We start from the raw sequence: 21,146 nt of genomic DNA on the forward strand, positions 1-21,146 counted from the left end.
CCATTAACAAGCATAAAAGATACTTCTTTAACGTTAGCCAAGGTTGCAGCGCCGTCAAGGCGGTCCCGACCGGCCCCGGCCCATGTCGTTACGCCTCGGCGTGCTCCCTGCGCGTCCAGCCCCAGTCGTCGAACAGCACGTAGAGCGCCGGGATAACCAGCAGCACCAGCAGGGTAGCGCTGAGCAGGCCGAACACCACCGCGATGACCAGCGGCTTGATGGCATCCGCCTGGCTGCTGGTCTCGGCCAGCAGCGGCGCGAGGCCGGCGATGGTGGTGGTGGAGGAGATCAGGATGGCGCGCAGCCGGTCGCGGCAGGCCTGGCCGGCGGCCGCTACCGCGTCCATGCCTCGCTCGCGGTGCGTCTTGATGAAGTGGATCAGCAGGATGGCATTGTTGACCACGATACCGGCCAGCGAGGCGGCGCCGATCAGCGAGGGCATGGAGAGGTAGTAGCCCATGATCACGTGGCCCCAGATGGCGCCGATGAAGGCCAGCGGGATGGAGAGCATGACGATCAGCGGCTCCACGTAGCTGCGGAACTGGAAGGAAAGGATCACGAAGATCCCCACCAGGCCGATCAGAAGCCCACGGGCGATGGAGCCGCCGGTCTCGGCGGAGCTGGCCACCTGCCCCTCGAAGCTGACCGCCACCTCGGGATGGCGCGCCTCGAAGTTGGCCAGCCATCCGCTGCCGACGAGGTCGTCGACGATGGCCTGGCCGCTGGCCTGGCGGGCATCCACGTTGGCCTCCACGGTGACGGTGCGCCGCCCGTCGATGCGGGTGATGCGCGCCCACTCGCGGCGCTCGGCCACCTCGGTCACCACCGAGAGCGGCACCCGGCTGCCGTCGGGGAGCATCAGGGTCTGGTCCGCCAGGTCATCGAGACCGTCGCGGTCGGCCTCGGCCTGGCGCACCAGTACCTCGATCTCCTGCTCGCCGATGCGCTGGGTATCGGCGATCTCGCCGAGCAGGCCAGCACGCAGCTGGCTCGCCACCTCCTCGGCGGTGAGCCCCAGGCCGTGGGCGCCCGCTGCCAGGGAGTAGGCGCGCTGGGGCTTGCCCAGCCGCTGGTCATCCATGACGTTGTAGACCGCCGAATAGCCCTCGAGACGCGTGGCCATCTCGAGCGCCGCCGCCTTCATGGCCTCGAGGTCCTCGCCGGTCAGGCGCACCTCCACGGGCACCCCGGCGGGGCCGAATCCCGGCTCCTGGATGATCAGGCGCTGCACCCCCGGGATGTCGCCGATCGCCTCTCGCCACTCGGCGGTCAGCGCATCCAGGGTCAGGCTGCGCCGCTCGGCGGTCAGCAGGTCGACACTGACCGTGGCCACGTGGGGCCCCGCCTCCCGGGCGCTGAGATTGTGGTTGAAGCGCACCTGGATCGCCTCGACCAGCGCCGCGCCCTCTGGCTGCTCGGGGGAGTGGCGTGCATCGAGCTCGCGCATCGCCGCCTCGATGCGCTCGGCCACCGCCTCGGTGCGCTCGAGCGGCGTGCCCTGGGGCATCAGGATGCGTGCCTCCAGCACATCGCCGTCGATATCGGGCATCGCCTCGCTGCCGACGTGGCCACCGGCCATGAAACCCACCGATCCGAGCATCACGGCCAGCACCGCCCCTAGCACCAGATGGCGGAAACGGATCGCCCGGTCGGCCAGCCGTCCCACCCCCTCGCGGAAGCGCTCGAAGCCGCGGTCGAAGGCGGTGCGGAAACGGGAATCATGGCCCTGCTGCAGGTGTTTCACGCTGCCCTTGAGATGGTGGGGCAGGATCCAGAAGGCCTCGATCAGGCTCGCCGCCAGGGCAGCGATCAGCACCACCGGCAGCACCTCCAGTACCGCGCCCAGCTCGCCGGCCAGGAAGGAGAGCGGCACGAAGACCGAGGCGGTGGTCAGGAACGACGACAGCACCCCGGGCAGCACCTGACGGGTCCCCGCCACCACCGCCTCCAGCGGCGTGGCGTTCTCCCCGGCGTGGGCGGCGATGTTGTCGGTGATCACGATGGCGTCGTCCATGACGATGCCGATGGCCATCAGCAGTGCCACCAGGGTGATCATGTTGAGCGACAGCCCGGCGAGTCCCATCACCAGGAAGGCCCCCATGAAGGCCGCGGGCAGCCCCAGCACCGCCCACAGCGCCAGCCGCGGGCGGAAGAACAGGCTCATCACCAGCACCACCAGCGCCAGCCCCATGACACCGTTGCCCACCAGCATCTGCAGGCGATCGCGGACGATGCTGGTCATGTCCTGGGTCAGGGTCAGCGTGATGCCATCACCGAAGCGGCGGCGCTCCGCCTCGATCAGCCCCTCGAGGCGCTCCTTCACCGTCAGGGAGTCGTCGCGCAGGCTCTTGCTCACCTCCAGCACCAGCGCCGGTTCGCCGTTGAAGCGAATCTTCTCCTCCTCGCGTTCGCCGGTCTCGGTCAGGGTGGCGATGTCGCCCAGGGTCAGCTCGCCGCCGGCCGGATCGGACATCACCACCAGGCGCGACAGCTCGGCCAGCGAGCGGCGCTGGTCGGTGAAGCGCAGCAGGATATCGCGCTCGGGGGTCTCCAGGGTGCCCAGCGGCAGGTCCAGGCTCTGGGCCGAGATCCGCCGCGCCAGCTCGCGGGCCGAGAGGCCGTGCTGGCCGAGCACCTCGCCGGGCACCTCCACCTGCCACTGGCGCTGGGACATGCCGTGGATCGCCACGTCCGCCACGCCGGGCAGCGCCATGATGCGCTCCTCCAGCCGCAGGGCGTACTCCTCGAGCTGGGAGGCAAGCATGTCGGCCGACACCGCGATCGCCGCCACCAGGTCGCTGCGATGCAGCTCGCGTACCACCGGTGGGTCGGCCCGGACCGGAAACTCGCTGATGGCGGAGACCTCGGTGTCGATCTCGCCGAGGAAACGCAGGGGGTCGCCGCCGGCCTGCATGGTGGCGGTGGCGCTGGCCAGGTTGTCCTGGGCCACGCAGACGAACTCGTCGAGGAACTCCACCCCCTTCACCGCCTCGTGCAGGCGGCGGCACACCGCGTCCTCCACGTCCGCGGCGCTGGCCCCGCGATAGACCACCTCGACGCCCACCTCCACCGGGCGGTAGTCGGGGAAGGTCTCGCGCTTGAGCGACGGGGCGCTGAAGAGCCCGGCGGCGAGCAGCAGCACCAGCAGCAGGTTGGCGGCGGTGGGGTGGGCGGCGAACCAGCGGATCATGGCCGGGCTTCCTCATGTCTTCGGCCCAGCGCCTGCTCGGCGACTCGCGCCTCCAGTGCCTCGTCGCGACGCGGGTCGAGGGCCATCCCGGCGATCGCCGCGGGCAGGTCATCGACCACCACCCTCTCGCCCGGCGCCAGGCCGGTCGCGATCACCGCCAGGTTGCCCTGCTCGAAGGCCACGCTCACCGCGCGCCGCTCGAGGCGTGCCTCGGCATCCACCAGCCACACCTCACCCTGGTGCACCGCACTGGCCGGTATCATCAGGCGAGGCTCGGGGCTGGGCGCGCTGAGCCGCGTACGCACATACATGTCACGCTGCAGCGGAGGGCGATCCGGCGGCCGGGCATCGCGGTAGGGATGCTCGACCCGCACCACGGCACGCACGGTGCGGGTGGCGGGATCCAGGCCGCTGGCCACGCGTACCAGTTTCCCCGACCAGCCCACGCCCTCGGCGCCGGCCAGGAAGAGTTCGGCCTGCACCGCCGAGAAGTCCAGCCGCTCGTCCAGGTCCAGTCCCTGGCCGAGGGGCTCATCGGGCAGGATCGCGGCCAGCAGGCGTCGCATCATGGCGATGGGGATATGCGCCTCCACCTCGGCGGCGGCCAGGCTCTCGGCCTGGAACAGCCGCTGCCCGGTGCCGACGAACTGGTGCAGCTCCACCTCGACGTCGCCCAGGCGCAGATCGTAGGGGGCCTCGAAACGCGTATCGGCGAGGTCCTTGCGGGCCTGGGCCAGGCTCACCGCGGCGCGCTCGCGCTGCGCCTCGAGCACAGCGCGCCGCGCGGGCAGCAGCGCCAGGCTGTTCTCCAGCGACGCAACCGCCTGCCGCTGGCCCAGGGTGCTGCGACGCTGCTCGTCGCGCCGCGAGCTGGAGACCGAGCCGCTGGCCGCCAGGCGCTCGATGCGCGCCAGCTCCTGCTCGGCCAGGGCGAGCGCCTGCTGCTCCAGCTCCCGCAGGCGGCGGGTGTTCTCCTCCTCGGCCTCGAGCTGGGTAAGCTCGCCGGCCAGGCTGGCCAGCTCCGCCTCGGCCTCGGCAATGGCCAGCTCATAGCGGCTGGGGTCCAGGGCCACCAGCAGGGTGCCCTCGGGCAGCAGGGTGCCGCTCTCCAGTTCCGGGTGGCGCTCGACGACGCGTCCCGCCACGTTGGCCGTCGCCTGCCAGGTCTCGGCGGGGCGCGCCACGCCGTGGCCGCGCGCCTCCAGGCGCAGCGCCAGGGGGCGGAGCTCGACGAACCTGACCGGGGTGGCGGAGGCCGCCGCCTCCTGGCGCTCGGGAGACTGGCGGTTGGCCACGAAGAAGGACAGCAGCGCCACGCCCACGGTGACGCCGACCAGCACCGCCAGGCCCCGCCCCAGCCGGCGTATCGAGGGCCTCATGCGTCACCTCCCGCATCCGCGCGAATGCCGTGTCGGTAGAGCTCGAAGGCCGCCGGCGCCCGGTCGACGATGCCTGCCACGTCGTCGGCGATCAGCGACTGCAGCACCAGCCCCTGGACGCAGCCGATGAACTGGGTGGCCGCCGCCTCCAGGTCGAGCCCGGCTCGCAGCTGCCCCCGACGCCCGGCCTCCTCGAGCAGGCCCAGCAGGCGCCGCCGATAGCGCTCCAGCAGCTCGCGCACCAGGCGACCGGCAGCGGTGGGCCGCGGGTGCTGCAGCTGGCCCATCAGCAGCCGCGGCACCCCCGGATGCTCGGCGATGAAGGCCACATGGGCCAGGAACATCGCCTCCAGGGCGGCCAAGGGATCCTCGACGCCCTCGGCGGCGGCGGCGACCCTCGCCATCACCCGCTCGGCGATCCAGGTCACCGCCGCCTCCCAGATGGCCTCCTTGCTGGCGAAGTGGCGAAACAGCGCCCCCTGGGTAACACCCATGCGGCGGGCGATGCGCCCGGTGGTCAGGGTGGCGGGCTCCTCTCGACCGCAAAGCTCGATCACGGCCTCCACGGTGCGCTCCCGGCGCTCGTCGGCGGGGAGATGCTGGCGCTGCGACATGCTCGAGCCTCGAAAGATAGTAATCAGTCACTATCTAGCACGGGGACGATGCCTCCGCCAGCAGAAAGCTGTCGCAGGATGACCTCGATCAAGGGCCAGTGGAAAGGCTCAGCGACCAGGCTTCAGCCCAAGCCGCCGGGCCAGCTTGTGCAGGTTGCTGGGGTCCAGCTCCAGGCGCCGGGCCGCCGCCGCCCAGCGACCGTCACAGGCGTCCAGCGCCTCGCGGATCGCCCGCCGCTGCGCCCCCTCCACGCACTCGCGCAGGCTCGATGCGCCGAGCTCATCGGCGTGCTCCGACGCTTGCGGGGCGCGGCTCCCTCCCCCCTCGGGGACGGGCAGGTCGAGCCAGGCCGGCTCCAGGGTGATGATCTCGTCGCGCCGCGCGCCCTGGCTCAGGGCCTTGATCGCCGCGCGGCTGATCACGTGCTCCAGCTCGCGCACGTTGCCCGGCCAGGCATAGGCCAGCAGCATCTCCTCGGCGTCCGGCGAGAGGCGCAGGCTGCGCACCCCGAGCCGGGTGCGGTTGATCTCCAGGAAGTGGCCGGCCAGCACCAGCACGTCGCTGCCCCGCTCGCGCAGCGGCGGTATCGCCACCGGATAGACCGACAGGCGGTGGTAGAGGTCGGCTCGGAAGCTGCCGTCGCGTACCGCCTCGGCCAGGTGCCGGTTGGTGGCGGCGATGATGCGCACGTCGACACGCCGCGGGACATCCTCGCCCAGGCGCTGTACTTCGCCCTCCTGCAGGGCGCGCAACAGCGTGGCCTGGACCGGCAGCGACAGCTCGCCCACCTCGTCGAGCAGCAAGGTGCCGCCGTCGGCGGCCTCGAAGCGCCCGGCCCGCTCGGCGGTGGCCCCGGAGAAGGCCCCCTTCACATGGCCGAACAGCTCGCTCTCGGCCAGCGACTCGGGCAGGGCGGCGCAGTTGACCTGTACCAGCGGCGCGGCGTGGCGAGCGGAGCGACGGTGGAGGCGGCGGGCAAAGAGCTCCTTGCCCACCCCGGTCTCGCCGCTGAGCAGCACCGGCAGGTCCGCCCCCGCCACCACATCGAGTTCACGCAGCAACCGCTGGAGTACCGCGCTGTGGCCAAGGATATCGCGCGCCTCGGGCGCCGCCAGCGGCAGGCCGCTCTCCTGCTGGGCCATGCGCAGGGCGCGCAGGTCACGCTCCAGGCGGCTGACCCGGACCGCCGCCTCGACCAGCAGCGCATAGCGTTCCAGAGCCGCCCGGTCGGCGGCATCGAAGGTCCCCGCCTCCAGCGCATCCAGGGTCAGTGCCCCCCAGGGCTCGCCCTCCACGTGCAGGCTGATGCCCATGCAGTCGTGGACATGCAGCGGCTGACCGGGCTGCTGCTCCACCAGGCCATCGTAGGGGTCGGGCAGGCTGGCATCGGGCGGAAAGAGGGTGGTGCGCCGACTGGCGAGAATGGTGGCGAGGCGTGGATGCTGGGCCACCTCGAAGCGCCGTCCCAGCACCTCGCGCACCAGGCCGTCCACGGCCAGCGGTACCAGGGTGCCCTCCTCCAGGCGCAGCAGGCAGACCGCGCCGCAGCGGAAGCCCTCGCGCAGGGTCCGCACCAGGCGCTGCAGGCGCACCGCGCTGGGCAGGTCGGCGACCAGGTCCACGGCGAGCGTGACACCTGCCCCAACGGCCTGGCCGACCTGCTCACCACGATCTACCAGGAGATGGAGAGCCATATGCAGAAGGAGGAGCAGATCCTCTTCCCGATGCTGCGCCGGGGCATGGGCGCCCAGGCCCAGGGGCCCATCGCGGTGATGCGCCACGAACACGACGACCACGGCGAACACCTCGAGCAGCTGGCGGCGCTGACCGACGATATCACCCCGCCCAAGGGTGCCTGCACCACCTGGCGCGCGCTCTACACCGGGCTGCATGAGTTCCGTGACGACCTGATGCAGCACATCCATCTGGAGAACAACCTGCTCTTCGAACGCGCCGGCTGAACCCGGGCGGCGCCCAGCCGCGACGCACCGCCACCCGGCGGTGCGTCAAGGAGGCCACCATGAAAGCCATCATTCTCGAACGCCTGCACGCCGACCACCATCGCTATGCGGCACTGCTCTGCATCCTCGACCGCCAGCTGCATATCGCCGCCTGCGAAGAGGTCCCCGACTACCGACTGCTGGCCAGGCTCTGCCACTACCTGACCCACCAGCCCGAGGAGTGGCACCACCCGGTGGAGGATGCCCTCTTCGCCCGCCTGGCTGGCTGCCATGCACAGAGCGCCGAGCTGCTCGCGGTGCTCTCCGAGGAGCACCGGCGGATCACCCGCGATGGAACCGTGCTCGAGGCAACCTTTCGCCGCCAGGCGGATGACATGCCGGAGGATGAGCTCGACCCCGGCCGACTCAACCTGGCTCGCGCCTTCAGCGAGCTCTATCACCATCACCTGCACAGCGAGAACCGCCACGTCTATCCGCTCATCGAGCGCTGTATCCCCGCCGCCGAGCTGGATGAGATGTCGCCCCGCATCCCGCTTGTGAGCCCCGCCGAAGGCAGCCCCGGCTTCCAGGGGCTCTACCGGCAGATCGCCGATCACCGCACCGGGCTGCGCCTGGGCCACGGCGAGCAGGCCGACTTCTGCCCGCTCTGCGACGCCAGGCCGGCGGCCGCTTCCTGACCCGACAATCTGCTGATTCCACAGTATCGGCCCCCATGGACATCCACCCATGGGGGCTCCCTGCAATCGCCTAGTCGCAACGGGTGCCGCGGTCGTAATGGAAGCTCATGAAGACGATGCCCGGTGTCATCACCAGCCGCCAGGCCAGCTCCACCTCGTCATCGAACTGCTCGTCGAAGGTGCGAACCGTGTCGATCAGGGTCTCGAGCCAGAGGTCATAGAGCGCCGGGGCGATGTCCAGGTGGGCGCGGTCGTGGCTGACCGCCACCTGCTGCAGGTAGTAGTCGGCATGGCTCGACGCGTAGAAGGCCAGCAGATGATAGAAGGCCTTCTTGAGCATGGCCCGCTGGCGCGCCATGTCGGTATGGCGAAACTTCACCGCCACCTCCGGGGAGGCCGCAATAAAGCGCTCGTAGAAGGCCTCGAAGAACGCCTGTCCCTCGACCTCCCGGCTCAGCACTCGCACGTAACTGGCATCGAACAGGCGTTCAATGTCCATGACCACCCCACCCGATGAGCAGGCCTGACCCAAGACTAGGCCAGACGCTGGTGCAAGGCCTCGCCGGATATCGTCTCCATGACTCCGGCATGACCTGCATCACGCCCGACGCGAATGCCGCCTCGCCATGACGCCAGTCAAGGGCCCGACCGGGATGGTCGACTAGCATGGTCGGGTTTTCATCGAGAGGAGTCTCGCCATGGAGCTCGTCTGCCCCGCCGGCAACCTGCCCGCCCTGAAGCGTGCCGTGGACGAGGGCGCCGATGCCGTCTACTTCGGCTTCCAGAACACCACCAACGCCCGCCAGTTTGCCGGCCTCAACTTCACCGACAGGCGCGCCCGGGAGGGCATCGACTACGCCCATGCCCGCGGCAAGCGGGTGTTCTGCGCCATCAATACCTACCCGCAGCCGGATGGCTGGGCGATGTGGACCCGCGCCGTGGACCAGGCCGCGGACCTCGGCGTCGATGCCCTGATCATGGCCGACATGGGGCTGCTCGACTACGCCGCCCGCCGCCATCCGGACCTCGCCCGCCACCTCTCGGTGCAGGGCTCGGCGACGAGCCACGAGGCGCTGCGCTTCTACCACGAGCAGTTCGGCATCAGGCGCGCCGTGTTGCCCCGCGTGCTCTCCATCACCCAGGTGCGCGACCTGGCGAAGCAGAGCCCGGTGGAGCTGGAAGTCTTCGCCTTCGGCAGCCTCTGCATCATGGCCGAGGGGCGCTGCTATCTCTCCTCTTACCTGACCGGTGAATCGCCCAACACCCGGGGGGTCTGTTCGCCGGCGGCCCATGTGCGCTGGGAGGAGACCCCACGGGGCCTGGAGTCACGCCTCAACGGCGTGCTGATCGACCGCTACGCCGAGGGCGAGCGCGCCGGCTACCCCACCCTGTGCAAGGGCCGCTTCGAGGTGGGGGGCGAGACCTACCACGCCATCGAGGAGCCCACCAGCCTCAACACCCTGGAGCTGCTCCCTGAGCTTCGCGAGCTGGGCATCAGCGCGGTGAAGATCGAGGGCCGCCAGCGCAGCCCCGCCTACGTGTCGAAGGTGGCCGGCATCTGGCGCCAGGCGCTGGATCGTGTCGGCCGGGCCCCCGAGCACTTCCACCCGGACCCCGCCTGGATGGCTGGTCTCGGCGAGCTCTCCGAGGGCGCCACCACCACCCTGGGTGCCTACGAGCGCCGCTGGAAATAGCGCCACCCCACAGGAGCCACCATGCCGACTTCCTCTTCTTCAGCTTCCCTGCAGCTCGCCCTGGGCCCGGTGCTCTTCTACTGGACCCGTAAGCACTATGCCGACTTCTACCGCGAGGCCGCCGACTGGCCCTTGGAGGTCGTCGCCCTGGGCGAGACGGTCTGCTCCCGGCGTCGCGACATGAAGCTCGACGACTGGCTGGGGCTGGGCCGCGAACTGGCCCAGAGCGGCAAGCGAGTCGTGCTGGCCAGCCAGACCCTGATCGAGTCCGAGGCCGACCTGCGCGACCTGCGCAAGCTGTGCGACAACGGCGAATTCACCGTCGAGGCCAACGACCAGAGTGCGGTGCAGCGCCTCTCGGCGACCGGCCTGCCCTTCATCGCCGGCGCGGCGCTGAACCTCTACAACCCCGCGACCCTGGCGGTGCTGTCCCGCGCCGGCATGCAGGGCTGGCAGGCCCCGGTGGAGATGTCGAAGGACGACCTCGCCCGGCTGCTGGCCGACTGCCGCGAACAGGGGCTCGATCAGCCCTGCGAGGTGTTCGCCTACGGCCACCTGCCGCTGGCCTGGTCGTCGCGCTGCTTCACCGCACGGCGCCACCAGAAGCCCAAGGACCGCTGCCGCTTCGTCTGCCAGAAGTATCCCCAGGGCCTGGCGCTGCGCTCCCAGGAGTCGAGGGAGGTATTCACCCTCAACGGCATCCAGACCCTCTCCGGCGCCTGCCAGGACCTGCGCCACGAGGTGGGCGACATGACCGAGATGGGCGTCGGGATCGCCCGGTTGAGCCCGCGCCCCGAGGGCATGGCCGAGGTGGTCAGCGCCTTCGATGCGGCCCGGCGCGGCGCGCTTCCCGCCCCCGACCCGCTGGCGCTGGTGGACGCCGAGGCCTGCGACGGCTACTGGCACGGACGGCCCGGAATGGACAACACCCGCGGGGTGGCCGCGCCATGATCGGGTCGCTCCTGCGCCTGGAGCCGGCGGAGGCAGACGACATCCGCCTGCCGGTGGCGAGCCTGACCGCGTCGAGCACGGTCGATTTCCCCGGCCGGCGCGCCGCCGTGATCCACCTCCAGGGCTGTCCCCTGCAGTGCGGCTACTGCGAGGTGAGCGAGATGGCCAGCCCCCGCCGCGGCGAACCCGGCGAGTGGGAGTCGATGCGCGCCTTCCTGGAGGCCCGGCCCGACGGGCTCGACGCCGTGGTGTTCAGCGGCGGCGAGCCCACCCTGCATGCCGACCTCCCCCGCGCCCTCGCGCAGGCGCGCGAGATGGGACGAGGTCTCGAGGGTGATGCGAACGGCCCGGGTGGCCCGCGCCCTCGCGCAGGCGCGCGAGATGGGACTGGCCGTGGGGCTGCATACCGCCGGCCCCTACCCGGAGCGCCTGGCCGCCCTGCTGCCGCAGCTCGACTGGGTGGCCCTGGACGTCAAGGGGCGCGGGCGGGACTTCGACCGGGTCTGCGGCCGCCGCGGCATCTGGCAGCAGCATGCCCGCAGCCTCTCGCTGCTGCTGGAGGGCGACACCCCCTTCGAGTGTCGCACCACGGTGCACTGGCGGGACTTCGCCCTGGAGGACCTGGAGCGCCTGGCCATGACGCTTGCCGACTGCGGCGTGCGTCGCTATGCCATCCAACTCGCCCGGCTGGAGCGCTGCCGCGACCCCGACTACTGCCTGCCGGTGGCCGGTGCCCCGCCCCGGGAGGCACTGGAGACCCTGGCAAGGCGACTCATGCGCCACTTCGAGCGCGTCGAACTGCGCGGCTGAGCCGGCAGATCGAAGATAGGCCTCAACCATGTATCTGACGCTGGCCGATATTCTGCTTGCCACCAGCATCCTGCAATCGCTGGCCCTGGCCGCCTTCCTGCTGCTGCCAGAGACCTTCCGCCTGGTCAGCAACCGCCTGCTGGCAGCCAGCGTTCTCACCTTTGCAGCGGGCCTCGGCGAGGTCTTTCTCTATTCCACCGGGTTAGCCCTTGAGCATCCAAACCTGGCCTATGTGGGCACCTTGATCGGCCTGCTCCAGGCGAGCCTGCTCTATCTCTACGCAAAGTCGCTGATGTATCGCGACTTCCGGCTCGTTCCAGGACACGCCATCCATAGCCTGCTGTTCTGGGTGGTCTCAGCCATCTTCGTGGTGGAGTACTACCTTCAGCCCAGCGAGGTGAAGCTTCTGATCCTGATGAGCCGCGACCATCCGGGCGTGCTCACTTCTCCCCTGTTGGCCGCGGCCATTCATCTGGTCGTTCTCGGCTACCTCTGGGCCACCATCCGTGAGCTCAGCTGCTTCGGCACCACGATACGACAGCTCTTCTCCAATACTGAGAACAAGCAGCTGGCCTGGCTGCGCACGCTGCTGATCGGTTACGCCTGTGTCTGGACCGTCAGCCTGCTCTATTGCCTCTCCGCCCATGTCTTCAAGAGCAGCGCAAGCGCGCAATGGGTCTCTGCCATTGGTGCGGTGACCGGCTTTCTGTTCATCAACTACCTGATCATTCACGCCCTGCGCCAGCCCATCATCTTCTCGGGGCTGAGCGCCGAGGAAACGCGGCTGGCCCAGAGTGATGACGACGACCCGGCCGAGACCATCGATGGCATCGCAAGCGCACTGCTCCACCGCCTGGAGCTACATATGCTCGAGGCCAGGCCCTACCTGGATGCCAACCTTTCCGTGGAGCAGCTGGCACGTCAGCTCGGTGTGCCTGCACGCGAACTGTCACGCACCATCAATCAGGGGCTTGGGAAGAATTTCTTCGAGTTCGTCTGCGACTACCGTATCGCCGAGGCTCGCCGGCGACTGCAGGCGGATGATCCCGGCACCACCATTCTGCAGGTGATGTACGACTCGGGCTTCAACTCCAAGTCGGTGTTCAACACGGCTTTCAAGAAAGCCACCGGCATGACACCCAGCGCCTATCGCGCCCGCTGGTAGCCGGTCGCCACGCTAATCACCCAGCCCTTCGGTGTTCGACTTTCCGAACCCCGAATAACGAACCATCAGGACACTGATTTAAAAGGATTTCCAAAGAGGTACGATCTCAGGTTTTCGAACGACTCCTACGTCTCGACTCCCTAGCATGGAGGCACGGTCGATCAGCAACTCGACTGGCCCATCCATGACCTTGGAGCAAGACACCATGACAATGCCACTTCGTAAGCACCTTCTGGCCATCGCCACCACGTCCGCTCTGGCCTTATCACTGGCGACGCCGGCGCTCGCCCACTGCGATGCCATGGACGGTCCGGTGATCACTGAAGCGCAAAAGGCGCTCGACTCGGGCGATATCAGTCCTCTGCTCAAGTGGGTACCGGCCAAGGATGAAACCGCACTAGCAGAGAGCTTCGACAAGACACTGGCGGTTAGGAAGCTCAGCGACGACGCCCAGGAACTGGCCGACCAGCAGTTCTTTGCCACGCTGGTGGAGATTCACCGAGCCTATGAAGGCGCTCCCTTCACCGGCATCAAGCCGGCCGGCGAAATCGATCCAGCCATCCAGGCTGCGGACCGTGCACTGGATGAAGGTGAGATCGACGGCTTCCTGTCCCGGGTGGTCGATAAGTTCGAACAGCAGGCCCGCTCGGCTTTCGAGGCTACCCTCGCGGCAAAGCAGCTAGCCGACGAGAGCCCCGAGCAAGGTCGGGAGTTCGTCGACCACTATGTGCAATACGTGCACTACCTTGAGGAGGTGCACAACGTGGTGGCAGGTAATGCCAGTGCCCACTGAGCATTGAGCAACAACGCCCCGGGCCACTCTCGTGACCCGGGGCGTTGCGTTCTAACGGCTGACGGTCAGCGGTGCATTCAGCGCAGCGAGGGCCAACTTGGCCTTGAACTCGATGCTGCACTGCCGACGTTTCTTGCTCATGATCAGGGTCTCTTGGTCGGTCTGATCAGAGCTTAGCGCCTGGTCCGAATTTCGAGGACCACTTCACACTGCAGGGGTCTGTGGATCAAGAACATAACGCTGCGCACCGGCCTGGTGAACACCGACACCATCCCGGTATTGATGCGCATCGTCGAGAGCGGCGGCGAGCCCGCGGGGCTGGTGACCCATCGCTTCAAGCTCGACGAAATCGAGAAGGCCTACGATATCTTCGGCCACGCGGTGAAGGAGCAGGCCATCAAGATGCTGCTGACCGTCGAGTGAGGATTGAAAGCCGACCAAAGAGGGTGCCAGACGCATCCAGGATATAAGTCCTCTCTGCGCCTGGCACTCAGCTTTTTTACCGTTCTCCTTCTTTCACCCTTCCCTACGGCCCATCGCGAACGATCAGAGATCATGCAGGGTGACACCGAGCCCCCGCGACCACTCCTGCAGCTTGTCGCGGTGCTCCGTGACGGCGCTCTGCGGTAGCCGGGGCATGGGCTCAGGGGAAGGCGACGTGGCCTTTACGACAGGCGTTGGCGCAGCAGCCAGGGGCAGCGTGACGCCCAGCCCCTTGGACCACTCCTGAAGCTTGTCGTGATGCTCCATGAAGGCGACCTGCGGTATTCGGGGCGTGTTCTCCCAGGAAGCCTGCTCTGCTGCCGCGGGGACGACAACGCCAGCCAGGAGCATTACACCGCTAACGAGGCCAATGATATGGCGACGGCTCATGATGTTATCCTCCTTCCTCATCGATCGAGGAAGTTTGACTGCCGAGCGGAGGGTTCCACCCGGCTCATCAACAGTCTGGCAAGGCAGGCTTACACGGCGCTGAAAGAACCCAAATATCGAGGCATTTTTTCGGCTCGCGCCATGCGCATTGTCTACCGGATGGAATCGCGACTGCCTATCAGGCCATTCGCATGCGAACATGCAGGGCACTGCCAGCGCCGAGCGCTCCTTGAGCCATGAAGCGAGCATAGCAGGTCCATACCGCCGCCCTTGAGGAAGACGTCGTGGATGATGATCAGGTGTCGGGTCCTTCGCTGGTTTCCATCAGCCTACCTTTGACACTTGCCAAGGCTCACGGCGGTAACGGCAGACTCGCCTCGAAACCATCCTTTCGTCCTGACGCAGGGGCGAGGAGCGTCAAGGTGACACCAGCCCCCTCGGCGATCGCCTGGGCGATGGCGAGTCCCAGGCCAGAGCCGCTGGCCCGGGTATTGCCCCGGGTGAAGCGATCCGTCAGCCGAGCGAGAACCTCCGCCGGAATCACCGGCCCCGCGTTGACCACCCGCAACACGCCCTCGCTCGACAGGGCGACCTCGACGGGCCGATCGTCCTGTCCATGCTTCAGGGCATTTTCGATCAGGTTACGCAGCAGAATCGCCAGAGCATCCGGATCGATCGATGACACGATTCGCGCTTCCTTGGGCAGCGAAAGTTCGAGGCGCACCCCGGGAGCACGGCGAAAGTCGTCGACGACGTGAGCGATGATCGGCCGGACGTCCTGGGGTATTTCGGCCAGGAGGCCACTGCCCTCCGCCTTGGCCAGCTGCATCAGCTTCTCTGACAGCTGCGAAAGCTGGCGCAGCGATGCCTCGATGCGAGCCGCCCGATCCTGGAGCCGCCCCGGCGGCGCTTCATGGCGCAGACGCTGCACCTGAGCCAGGGTCGCCGCCAGGGGCGTGCGCAGCTCATGGGCGCTGTTAGCCGTGAAGCTGCGTTCGGACTCCAGCGCGCGGCGCAATCGCTCCAGCAGATGGTTCACCGCCTCGGCGATGGGCACGAGTTCCGCCGGCAGGCGCTTGCCCTCTACCAGCGACAGATCCCCTGCTCCGCGCGCCTCGAGCGCATCACGATACGCTCTTACTCCACTCAAGGCATGACGCACGAACCACCAGATGCCAATCAAGCTCAGTGGTATCAGTCCCACCAACGGCAAGAGCAGCATCACGATCGCTTGCCCTTTTGCCTGGCGTCGAGAGGCAAGCGGCTCGGCGACCTCGATGAAAAGGGTATCGCTGACCGCGGTGGTGCCGTAGAGCCGATGCGTTACCGTGCTGCGCAACCCCGCCTGAGCCGTCTCCGGAAAGGTGGACGGATCGACGTCATGCGATGCGAGCAAGGCGTTGCCGGACGCATCGCGCACCAGATAAGTCAGATACTCCTCGTGGGCACGCAAGGGGGCGACATACTGCACCAGGTCGGGATTATCCCGATTGACGATCTCGACGACGGCCAGGGACAGGATGCGTTGCGCGGTCTCCTCCAGGGAACTATCGAGGGTCCTGTCGATGGTATGTTCGACGATCAGCGCCGTGACCGTGGTGGCGACCAGCCAGAATAGCGTCACCCCGAGGGTCAAGCCGAGGCCGAGACGACGCTGCAGGCTAACCGGCCGGCTCATCTCCGCCCCAGCCGATAGCCCATGCCACGCACGGTCTCGATGCTGGCATGTCCCAGCTTCTTGCGCATGCGGCTGATATGAACCTCTACGGTGTTGCTTTCGATCTCCGCGCCGAAGGCATACAGGTGATCCTCGAGTTGAGCCCGGGACAACAGCGCTCCGGGATGTTGCACGAGTGACTCGAGCAGCGCCCATTCCCGTGCCGTCAGCTCGACGCCGTGTCCGGCCCGGCGCACCGAATGATTGACCAGATCGATCTCCAACTCACCCACGCGGATCAGTGGATTGGGATTGCCACTGTAACGCCGCGCCACGGCGGCGATCCGAGCGGACAGCTCCGACAGGTCGAAGGGCTTGACCAGGTAGTCGTCCGCGCCGGCGTTCAGCCCTTCGATACGGTCAGATATCTGATCCCGTGCGGTCAGGATAATCACCGGCGTGGTATCGCCTGCCTTGCGTCGGCGCCTCAAAAAATCGAGTCCCCGGCCATCGGGCAGCATCAGATCAAGCAGAATCAGGTCGTAGGTGGTCGTCGCGACGCTCGTTTCAGCGTGCTTCAAGCACTGCATCCAGTCCACCGCATGGCCATCCTCGGTGACCTGATCATGCACCGCCTCGCCCAGGGAGAGAGCATCCTCGATCAGTAATATGCGCATATCCCATTTTCTCCTGACACCACAGACATCCTGAGCCTAACGGGTCTGCCTGACGGCAAGCTGAACGGGACCGCATCCCCCCTACATCGAAGCGGTCGTATCCACGTCAGGTTCCTGTCAGGTGATCCGCCTACAGTGACAACGTGAACATCCTCTGGAGAAACCCATGAAAACGCCACTGCTTGTCACCACCACGCTGGCCGCCACTCTGACGGCCGGAATGAGCTTCGCCGATGACGATTGTCGTGATCCGGTCGCCGACTGGCAGCCTCGGGAAGTTCTGCGCCAGAAACTCGTGGCCGAAGGCTGGGAGGTACGTCGCATCAAGGTCGATGACGGCTGCTACGAGGTCAAGGGTCTCGATCAGGATGGCAACAAGGTCGAGGCGGAGTATGCCCCGGCATCGCTGCGCCTACGCGAGCTGGAAATCGAATCCGACAACGTTGACGACCAGGAATACGACAATTCCGATGACGATGACAACGACGACGACGACGACGACGACGACGACGACGGAGAGGATACCCGTCAGCGCTCTGATTCCCGTACCGCTCCCAACAGCAGCATCGTAAGCGGCCGCCCATCCGTTCGCATCGAGTGAATTCGTCACTTCACACCGGCGCCTTATCGCCTTGCACGTCGCCGAGGGGGCGCCTCAGTACCCTATCCAACAGCGGCCCGAACAGCGCAAGTTTCCTCTCGCTTCAGGCGGCTGTCAGCAACCGACGTTAGGTTGCTCGTATCGACATGTCACGGAGAACAGACGATGAAAAGACTCAACCTTGCTCTGGCCCTCGGCCTTGCCGCCGCCATCGCGCTGCCGGCCCTCGCCCAGGCACGCGAAGTGACCTTCAATGCTGAGCTGAAAAACTACGGCGGCGATGGCGCCTATATGGCGCTCTACCTTACCGACGCCGACGGCCAGTACCAGGGTACGCTCTGGATCGCCGGTGAGAAGTCCAAATACTACAAGCACCTGCGAGACTGGGCGCGGGGCAGCGATCAGCGCAGCAGTGAATTTGACGGACTGACCGGAGCCAGCGTCGGCAGCGGACGCACCCTGACCATCACCCTGGATCTTGCCGATGAGCTGATCGACGCGGGGTATGAGGTGCGGGTCGACACCGCCATCGAGGACATGCGCGACAATCGCGCCGACGTCGTCATCCCGCTGACCACCGAGGGCGCAGGCAAGCCGGTCTCGGGCCGTGGCTACGTGCAGTCGTTCCACTACACCCTCTGACCACGGGAGCACAGACCCCATGCTACGCCAGCTTCATTCGCTACCCGGCCTGATTACGACGCTGTTCGTCATCGTCCTTTCGGTGACCGGGGCGATTCTGTCGCTCAATCCGGCGCTTGAGCGAGCGGGAGCCGCGTTGCCCGACGCCGGGCAGGTCAGCGTCGCCGAGCTGGCCGGCAGGGTAGCGGAGCATTACCCGGGGGCCGAGCAGATCGAGCGCACGCCCTCGGGTACCCTCGTCGTCTATTACACTCGAGATGGTCAGGTGGGGGCCGATCGGGTGAATCCGCGCACCGGGCAGGCCATCGAGGCCTATGAGCCTTCGTCGTTCTCGCGCTGGGTGAAGAACCTGCACCGCTCCCTGCTGCTCGACACGCCCGGTCGCGCGGCGGCGGGCATCACGGCGCTAATAATGGTCGTGCTGGCGGGCTCCGGCGCCATGCTGCTGGCCGCTCGCCTGGGCGGATGGCGCCAGCTGCTGCACCCGGTGCGCGGCACCCTGAGCCAGCAACTGCACATCGAACTCGGCCGAGCGGCGATTCTCGGCCTGCTGCTGTCGGGGCTGACCGGGTCCTATCTCTCCGCTACTACCTTCGGCCTGGCCTCGGAGGGCCTGGGGGCCGAGCCCGAATTCCCGCTGGAGGTCGATGGTGGCCCTCCCGCTGCCATCGATACCCTGCCGGCCCTGAAGGCAACAGACTTAAGCGACCTGCGAGAGCTGGTCTACCCCTACCCAAACGATCCCACAGACATGTACTCCCTGGGTACCCATCAGGGTGCCGGCTATATCGACCAGGCCAGCGGTGAGTGGCTCTCCTATCAGCCCCATGACGCAACTCACCAGTTTTATGAGTTCATCTACATGCTACACACCGGCGAAGGCCTCTGGTGGCTTGGGCTAATCCTCGGCCTGGCCGCCCTGACGGTCCCGGTGATCGCCGTGACCGGCCCGATGATCTGGTGGAAGCGCCGGCGGTCGGAGCCAAAGATCGCCGCCAACAGTGGGCCAAACGCCGCGGACAGCGTCATCCTCGTCGGCAGTGAAGGCAATACGACCTGGGGCTTCGCCAGGACCCTGCACGATAGCCTGGTCCAGGCCGGCCACCGCGTGCATACCGCTCCCATGAACCAGTTTGCCCCGCGTTATCGCAGCGCGAAACGGCTGTTCATCCTCACCGCGACCTACGGGGATGGCGATGCGCCGGGCTCGGCCAGCCGGTTCCTGGCGCGGCTCGAGAAGATCACCAAGGCGCCGGAGCTTCCCGTTGCCGTACTGGGCTTCGGTGACCGACAGTTCCCGCAATTTTGCGGGTTCGCGAAGGAGGTCGAGGCGGCGCTCGCCGCCAAGGGCTGGCCGCAGCTGCTGCCGCTCGACACCATCGACCGGCAGTCGTCGCAGGCATTCACCCGCTGGGGCCACGCGATGAGCAAGGCGATCGGTACTGAGCTGACGCTGGTCCACACCCCCACGCGTCCGCGCACTACCACCCTGGCGCTCGCCGAGCGGGTGGATTACGGCGCCGATGTGCAGGCCCCCACCGCCGTGCTGCGTTTCAAGGGGCCCGAAGGTGGCGGCAAGAGCGGCCTGCTGAGCCGATTGCTGGGGCACAACGGCCTGCCGCATTTCGAGGCCGGCGACCTGGTCGGCATCCTGCCACCGGACAGCCACGTGCCACGTTTCTATTCACTGGCCTCTGCCTCGAAAGACGGCGCGCTGGAGATCTGCGTACGTGAACATCCCGGCGGTCTGTGCTCGGGATTCCTCCATGCGCTGCCGGTAGGCGGTACGATCGAGGCCTTCATCCAGCCCAACCCGGACTTTCGCCCTGCCGACGGCAAGGCGCCGGTGGTGTTGATCGGGGCGGGGACCGGCATCGGGCCGCTGGTCGGCTTCATCCGCCACAACAGGCCGCATCACCCCATGCACCTCTACTGGGGAGGTCGCAATCCGCAGTCCGATTTCCTCTATGAGCCTGAACTGAACGCCTATCTCGCGGACAGGCGGCTGACGAGATTGAACGCCACCTTTTCCCGGGTCGATGAACGTGCCTATGTGCAGGACAAGCTTATCGCGAATGGCCCGGAACTACGCCGGCTGATCGAGAAGGGCGCGCAGATCCTGGTCTGCGGCGGTCGAGACATGGCAAGCAGCGTCATGGCGGCGCTTGATGAAATCATCACGCCGCTGGGTATGGACGTCGCAACGCTCAAGGCCCAGGGCCGCTATCGTGAGGACGTCTATTAACCATGCCCCGGAGCCCCAATGGCGGCATGTCCCCCAACGCAGACGCCCCAAGAACGCTCACGCGACTCAAGGCGTCTGCGTGGCCATGAGGGCGGTACGGCTCGTCCGGACTGCGTTATCCACAGGGCCTTTGACGGGCCCGCTTATCCACGACTGGATCAACCGCAGCCGGCGTAGCAAGTGGGACAGCCGTCCATCATGATCAACTCGCCGCTGCACTCGGGGCAGTGGCCAGCCACGGTGGCACCGTCACCCTTCGCCTGAACGGCACGCTGAGCCTTGCGTTCGGCCTGCTCGATCTCCTCCGCGGTGTGGCTGCCAGGGATGGCCACTGGCCAGGCGCTGGGCGACCACCAGCCTCAGGCCGGAATGACGGTTTCGAAGCAGAGGTAAATCTTGTCGTGGTTCACAGAGACGTTTAAGGCTGGTGTCAGGTCAAGGCTGCAGAATTCAAACAAGCTCAAGCCGGAGTTTGTTTATGCCTAACATACGTACCAGTATCACCCTTTGCCTGCTTTTGGCGATTCAGATCAGCTTCTGGGCCGCGGGGCTGAGCTATGAGCAGTTACTGACACTCAGTGGATACCTTGCCATCAATTTCATGTCCATCACCATGGTGCTGGCTACCCGGCCTGGATGGCTGGAATCGCCGTTGGGTGGTCTGGACAGCATGTATCAGCTGCATAAATGGACCGGCATTCTGGCCGTAAGTCTTGCGCTGACACACTGGCTGATCGAAATGGCGGATGATGGTCTCGAAGCGCTTTTTGGCTCGGATCGGAGCCTGCAGGAAGTAAGCGGCCATTCCGGCGCGTCGTTTCTCTAAGTGGCCTGACCCCCTACGCTGATCCCGTCATTCACCGACGGAGAATCAGTGCTCATGCCGAAGCAACGCCACTCTCGCTATCCCGCCGAGCAATGGCAGGCCTGGATTGACGAGCAGTCCCGCAGCGGTCAGTCCCAGCAAGTGTTCTGTGAACAGAAGGGCCTGTCCAAGAGTTCGTTCCAGCACTGGAAGCGCCGACTGGCATCAGGAACGTCTGTGACGTCTCCATCTTCAGCTACCGCGTCGCCGCTCTTCGCACCGGTATCGATGCCAGCCACGGATGAGACCGATGACCAGACCCGCGGCTGGGAGATCGAGCTCGACCTGGGCGATGGTGTCTGCCTGCGCTTTCGCCGGGGGGCATGATGCGCCCGCCGATCAAGCTCTGGC

General features: G+C 66.9%; 21 protein-coding genes. 13 read left to right on the top strand and 8 right to left on the bottom strand.

The window, feature by feature from the left end:
- Positions 1-88: 88 nt before the first annotated feature.
- The 4 genes from SCI24_RS02690 to norR all read right to left on the bottom strand — a co-directional run bounded on the left by SCI24_RS02690 (position 89) and on the right by norR (position 6,806).
- Positions 89-3,190 (bottom strand): efflux RND transporter permease subunit, encoded by a 3,102-nt coding sequence (locus SCI24_RS02690; RefSeq protein ID WP_318723863.1) that lies wholly within the window; start codon positions 3,188-3,190, stop codon positions 89-91.
- Entirely contained in the window at positions 3,187-4,569 is a 1,383-nt protein-coding gene (locus SCI24_RS02695) for an efflux RND transporter periplasmic adaptor subunit (protein WP_318723864.1), read from the bottom strand. Before SCI24_RS02695 ends, SCI24_RS02690 begins: the two co-directional genes overlap by 4 nt.
- Positions 4,566-5,183 (bottom strand): TetR/AcrR family transcriptional regulator, encoded by a 618-nt coding sequence (locus SCI24_RS02700; protein WP_318723865.1) that lies wholly within the window; start codon positions 5,181-5,183, stop codon positions 4,566-4,568. The genes SCI24_RS02695 and SCI24_RS02700 overlap by 4 nt, the downstream gene beginning before the upstream one ends.
- Before the next feature lie 108 nt (positions 5,184-5,291).
- Complete coding sequence (norR, locus tag SCI24_RS02705) at positions 5,292-6,806, bottom strand: nitric oxide reductase transcriptional regulator NorR (protein WP_318723866.1); 1,515 nt, start codon at positions 6,804-6,806, stop codon at positions 5,292-5,294.
- Positions 6,807-6,842: 36 nt separating this feature from the next.
- Between norR and SCI24_RS02710 the strand changes: the two genes are divergently transcribed.
- The gene (locus SCI24_RS02710; protein ID WP_318723884.1) at positions 6,843-7,145 is read left to right on the top strand and encodes a hemerythrin domain-containing protein; all 303 of its coding nucleotides are present in this window, start codon (positions 6,843-6,845) and stop codon (positions 7,143-7,145) included.
- A gap of 59 nt (positions 7,146-7,204) precedes the next feature.
- A complete protein-coding gene (locus SCI24_RS02715; RefSeq protein ID WP_318723867.1) occupies positions 7,205-7,822 on the top strand; it encodes a hemerythrin domain-containing protein in 618 nt (205 codons plus the stop codon).
- Between the two features lie 70 nt (positions 7,823-7,892).
- Here SCI24_RS02715 and SCI24_RS02720 read toward each other — a convergent pair whose 3' ends face one another.
- The gene (locus tag SCI24_RS02720; RefSeq protein WP_318723868.1) at positions 7,893-8,321 is read right to left on the bottom strand and encodes a globin; all 429 of its coding nucleotides are present in this window, start codon (positions 8,319-8,321) and stop codon (positions 7,893-7,895) included.
- Positions 8,322-8,520: 199 nt separating this feature from the next.
- On the opposite strand from SCI24_RS02720, the gene ubiU reads away from it, so the two are divergent.
- The 6 genes from ubiU to SCI24_RS02750 all read left to right on the top strand — a co-directional run bounded on the left by ubiU (position 8,521) and on the right by SCI24_RS02750 (position 13,658).
- A complete protein-coding gene (gene ubiU, locus SCI24_RS02725) occupies positions 8,521-9,516 on the top strand; it encodes a ubiquinone anaerobic biosynthesis protein UbiU (RefSeq protein ID WP_318723869.1) in 996 nt (331 codons plus the stop codon).
- A 21-nt stretch (positions 9,517-9,537) separates the two neighbouring features.
- Positions 9,538-10,467: a U32 family peptidase gene (locus SCI24_RS02730; RefSeq protein WP_318723870.1), complete on the top strand. Its 930-nt coding sequence runs from the start codon at positions 9,538-9,540 to the stop codon at positions 10,465-10,467.
- Positions 10,464-11,315: a radical SAM protein gene (locus SCI24_RS02735; protein ID WP_318723885.1), complete on the top strand. Its 852-nt coding sequence runs from the start codon at positions 10,464-10,466 to the stop codon at positions 11,313-11,315. The genes SCI24_RS02730 and SCI24_RS02735 overlap by 4 nt, the downstream gene beginning before the upstream one ends.
- Positions 11,306-12,442 (top strand): helix-turn-helix domain-containing protein, encoded by a 1,137-nt coding sequence (locus SCI24_RS02740; protein ID WP_318723871.1) that lies wholly within the window; start codon positions 11,306-11,308, stop codon positions 12,440-12,442. Before SCI24_RS02735 ends, SCI24_RS02740 begins: the two co-directional genes overlap by 10 nt.
- Before the next feature lie 205 nt (positions 12,443-12,647).
- Positions 12,648-13,235, top strand: a complete 588-nt coding sequence (locus tag SCI24_RS02745; RefSeq protein ID WP_318723872.1) for a DUF6448 family protein — start codon at positions 12,648-12,650, stop codon at positions 13,233-13,235.
- A 255-nt stretch (positions 13,236-13,490) separates the two neighbouring features.
- A complete protein-coding gene (locus SCI24_RS02750; RefSeq protein ID WP_318723873.1) occupies positions 13,491-13,658 on the top strand; it encodes a hypothetical protein in 168 nt (55 codons plus the stop codon).
- Positions 13,659-13,781: 123 nt separating this feature from the next.
- Here the strand turns inward: SCI24_RS02750 and SCI24_RS02755 are convergent, their stop codons facing one another.
- From SCI24_RS02755 to SCI24_RS02765, 3 genes are all read right to left on the bottom strand, one after another.
- Entirely contained in the window at positions 13,782-14,108 is a 327-nt protein-coding gene (locus SCI24_RS02755; protein ID WP_318723874.1) for a hypothetical protein, read from the bottom strand.
- Positions 14,109-14,460: 352 nt separating this feature from the next.
- On the bottom strand, positions 14,461-15,786 hold the full coding sequence (locus tag SCI24_RS02760; protein ID WP_318723875.1) for a HAMP domain-containing sensor histidine kinase: 1,326 nt from the start codon (positions 15,784-15,786) through the stop codon (positions 14,461-14,463).
- Positions 15,783-16,442 carry a response regulator transcription factor gene (locus SCI24_RS02765; protein ID WP_318723876.1) on the bottom strand — a complete coding sequence of 220 codons (660 nt, stop codon included), beginning with the start codon at positions 16,440-16,442 and terminating at the stop codon, positions 15,783-15,785. Before SCI24_RS02765 ends, SCI24_RS02760 begins: the two co-directional genes overlap by 4 nt.
- A gap of 166 nt (positions 16,443-16,608) precedes the next feature.
- On the opposite strand from SCI24_RS02765, the gene SCI24_RS02770 reads away from it, so the two are divergent.
- From SCI24_RS02770 to tnpA, 5 genes are all read left to right on the top strand, one after another.
- A complete protein-coding gene (locus SCI24_RS02770) occupies positions 16,609-17,043 on the top strand; it encodes a PepSY domain-containing protein (RefSeq protein ID WP_318723877.1) in 435 nt (144 codons plus the stop codon).
- A 165-nt stretch (positions 17,044-17,208) separates the two neighbouring features.
- Positions 17,209-17,685 (top strand): DUF2271 domain-containing protein, encoded by a 477-nt coding sequence (locus tag SCI24_RS02775; RefSeq protein WP_318723878.1) that lies wholly within the window; start codon positions 17,209-17,211, stop codon positions 17,683-17,685.
- A 19-nt stretch (positions 17,686-17,704) separates the two neighbouring features.
- Positions 17,705-19,930, top strand: a complete 2,226-nt coding sequence (locus tag SCI24_RS02780) for a PepSY domain-containing protein (protein ID WP_318723879.1) — start codon at positions 17,705-17,707, stop codon at positions 19,928-19,930.
- Positions 19,931-20,408: 478 nt separating this feature from the next.
- Entirely contained in the window at positions 20,409-20,756 is a 348-nt protein-coding gene (locus SCI24_RS02785; RefSeq protein WP_318723880.1) for a ferric reductase-like transmembrane domain-containing protein, read from the top strand.
- A 54-nt stretch (positions 20,757-20,810) separates the two neighbouring features.
- The gene (gene tnpA / locus SCI24_RS02790; RefSeq protein ID WP_318723881.1) at positions 20,811-21,122 is read left to right on the top strand and encodes an IS66 family insertion sequence element accessory protein TnpA; all 312 of its coding nucleotides are present in this window, start codon (positions 20,811-20,813) and stop codon (positions 21,120-21,122) included.
- Positions 21,123-21,146: the final 24 nt, after the last annotated feature.

It is taken from the genome of Halomonas sp. (assembly GCF_033549285.1).
Classification (GTDB): Bacteria; Pseudomonadota; Gammaproteobacteria; order Pseudomonadales; family Halomonadaceae; genus Halomonas.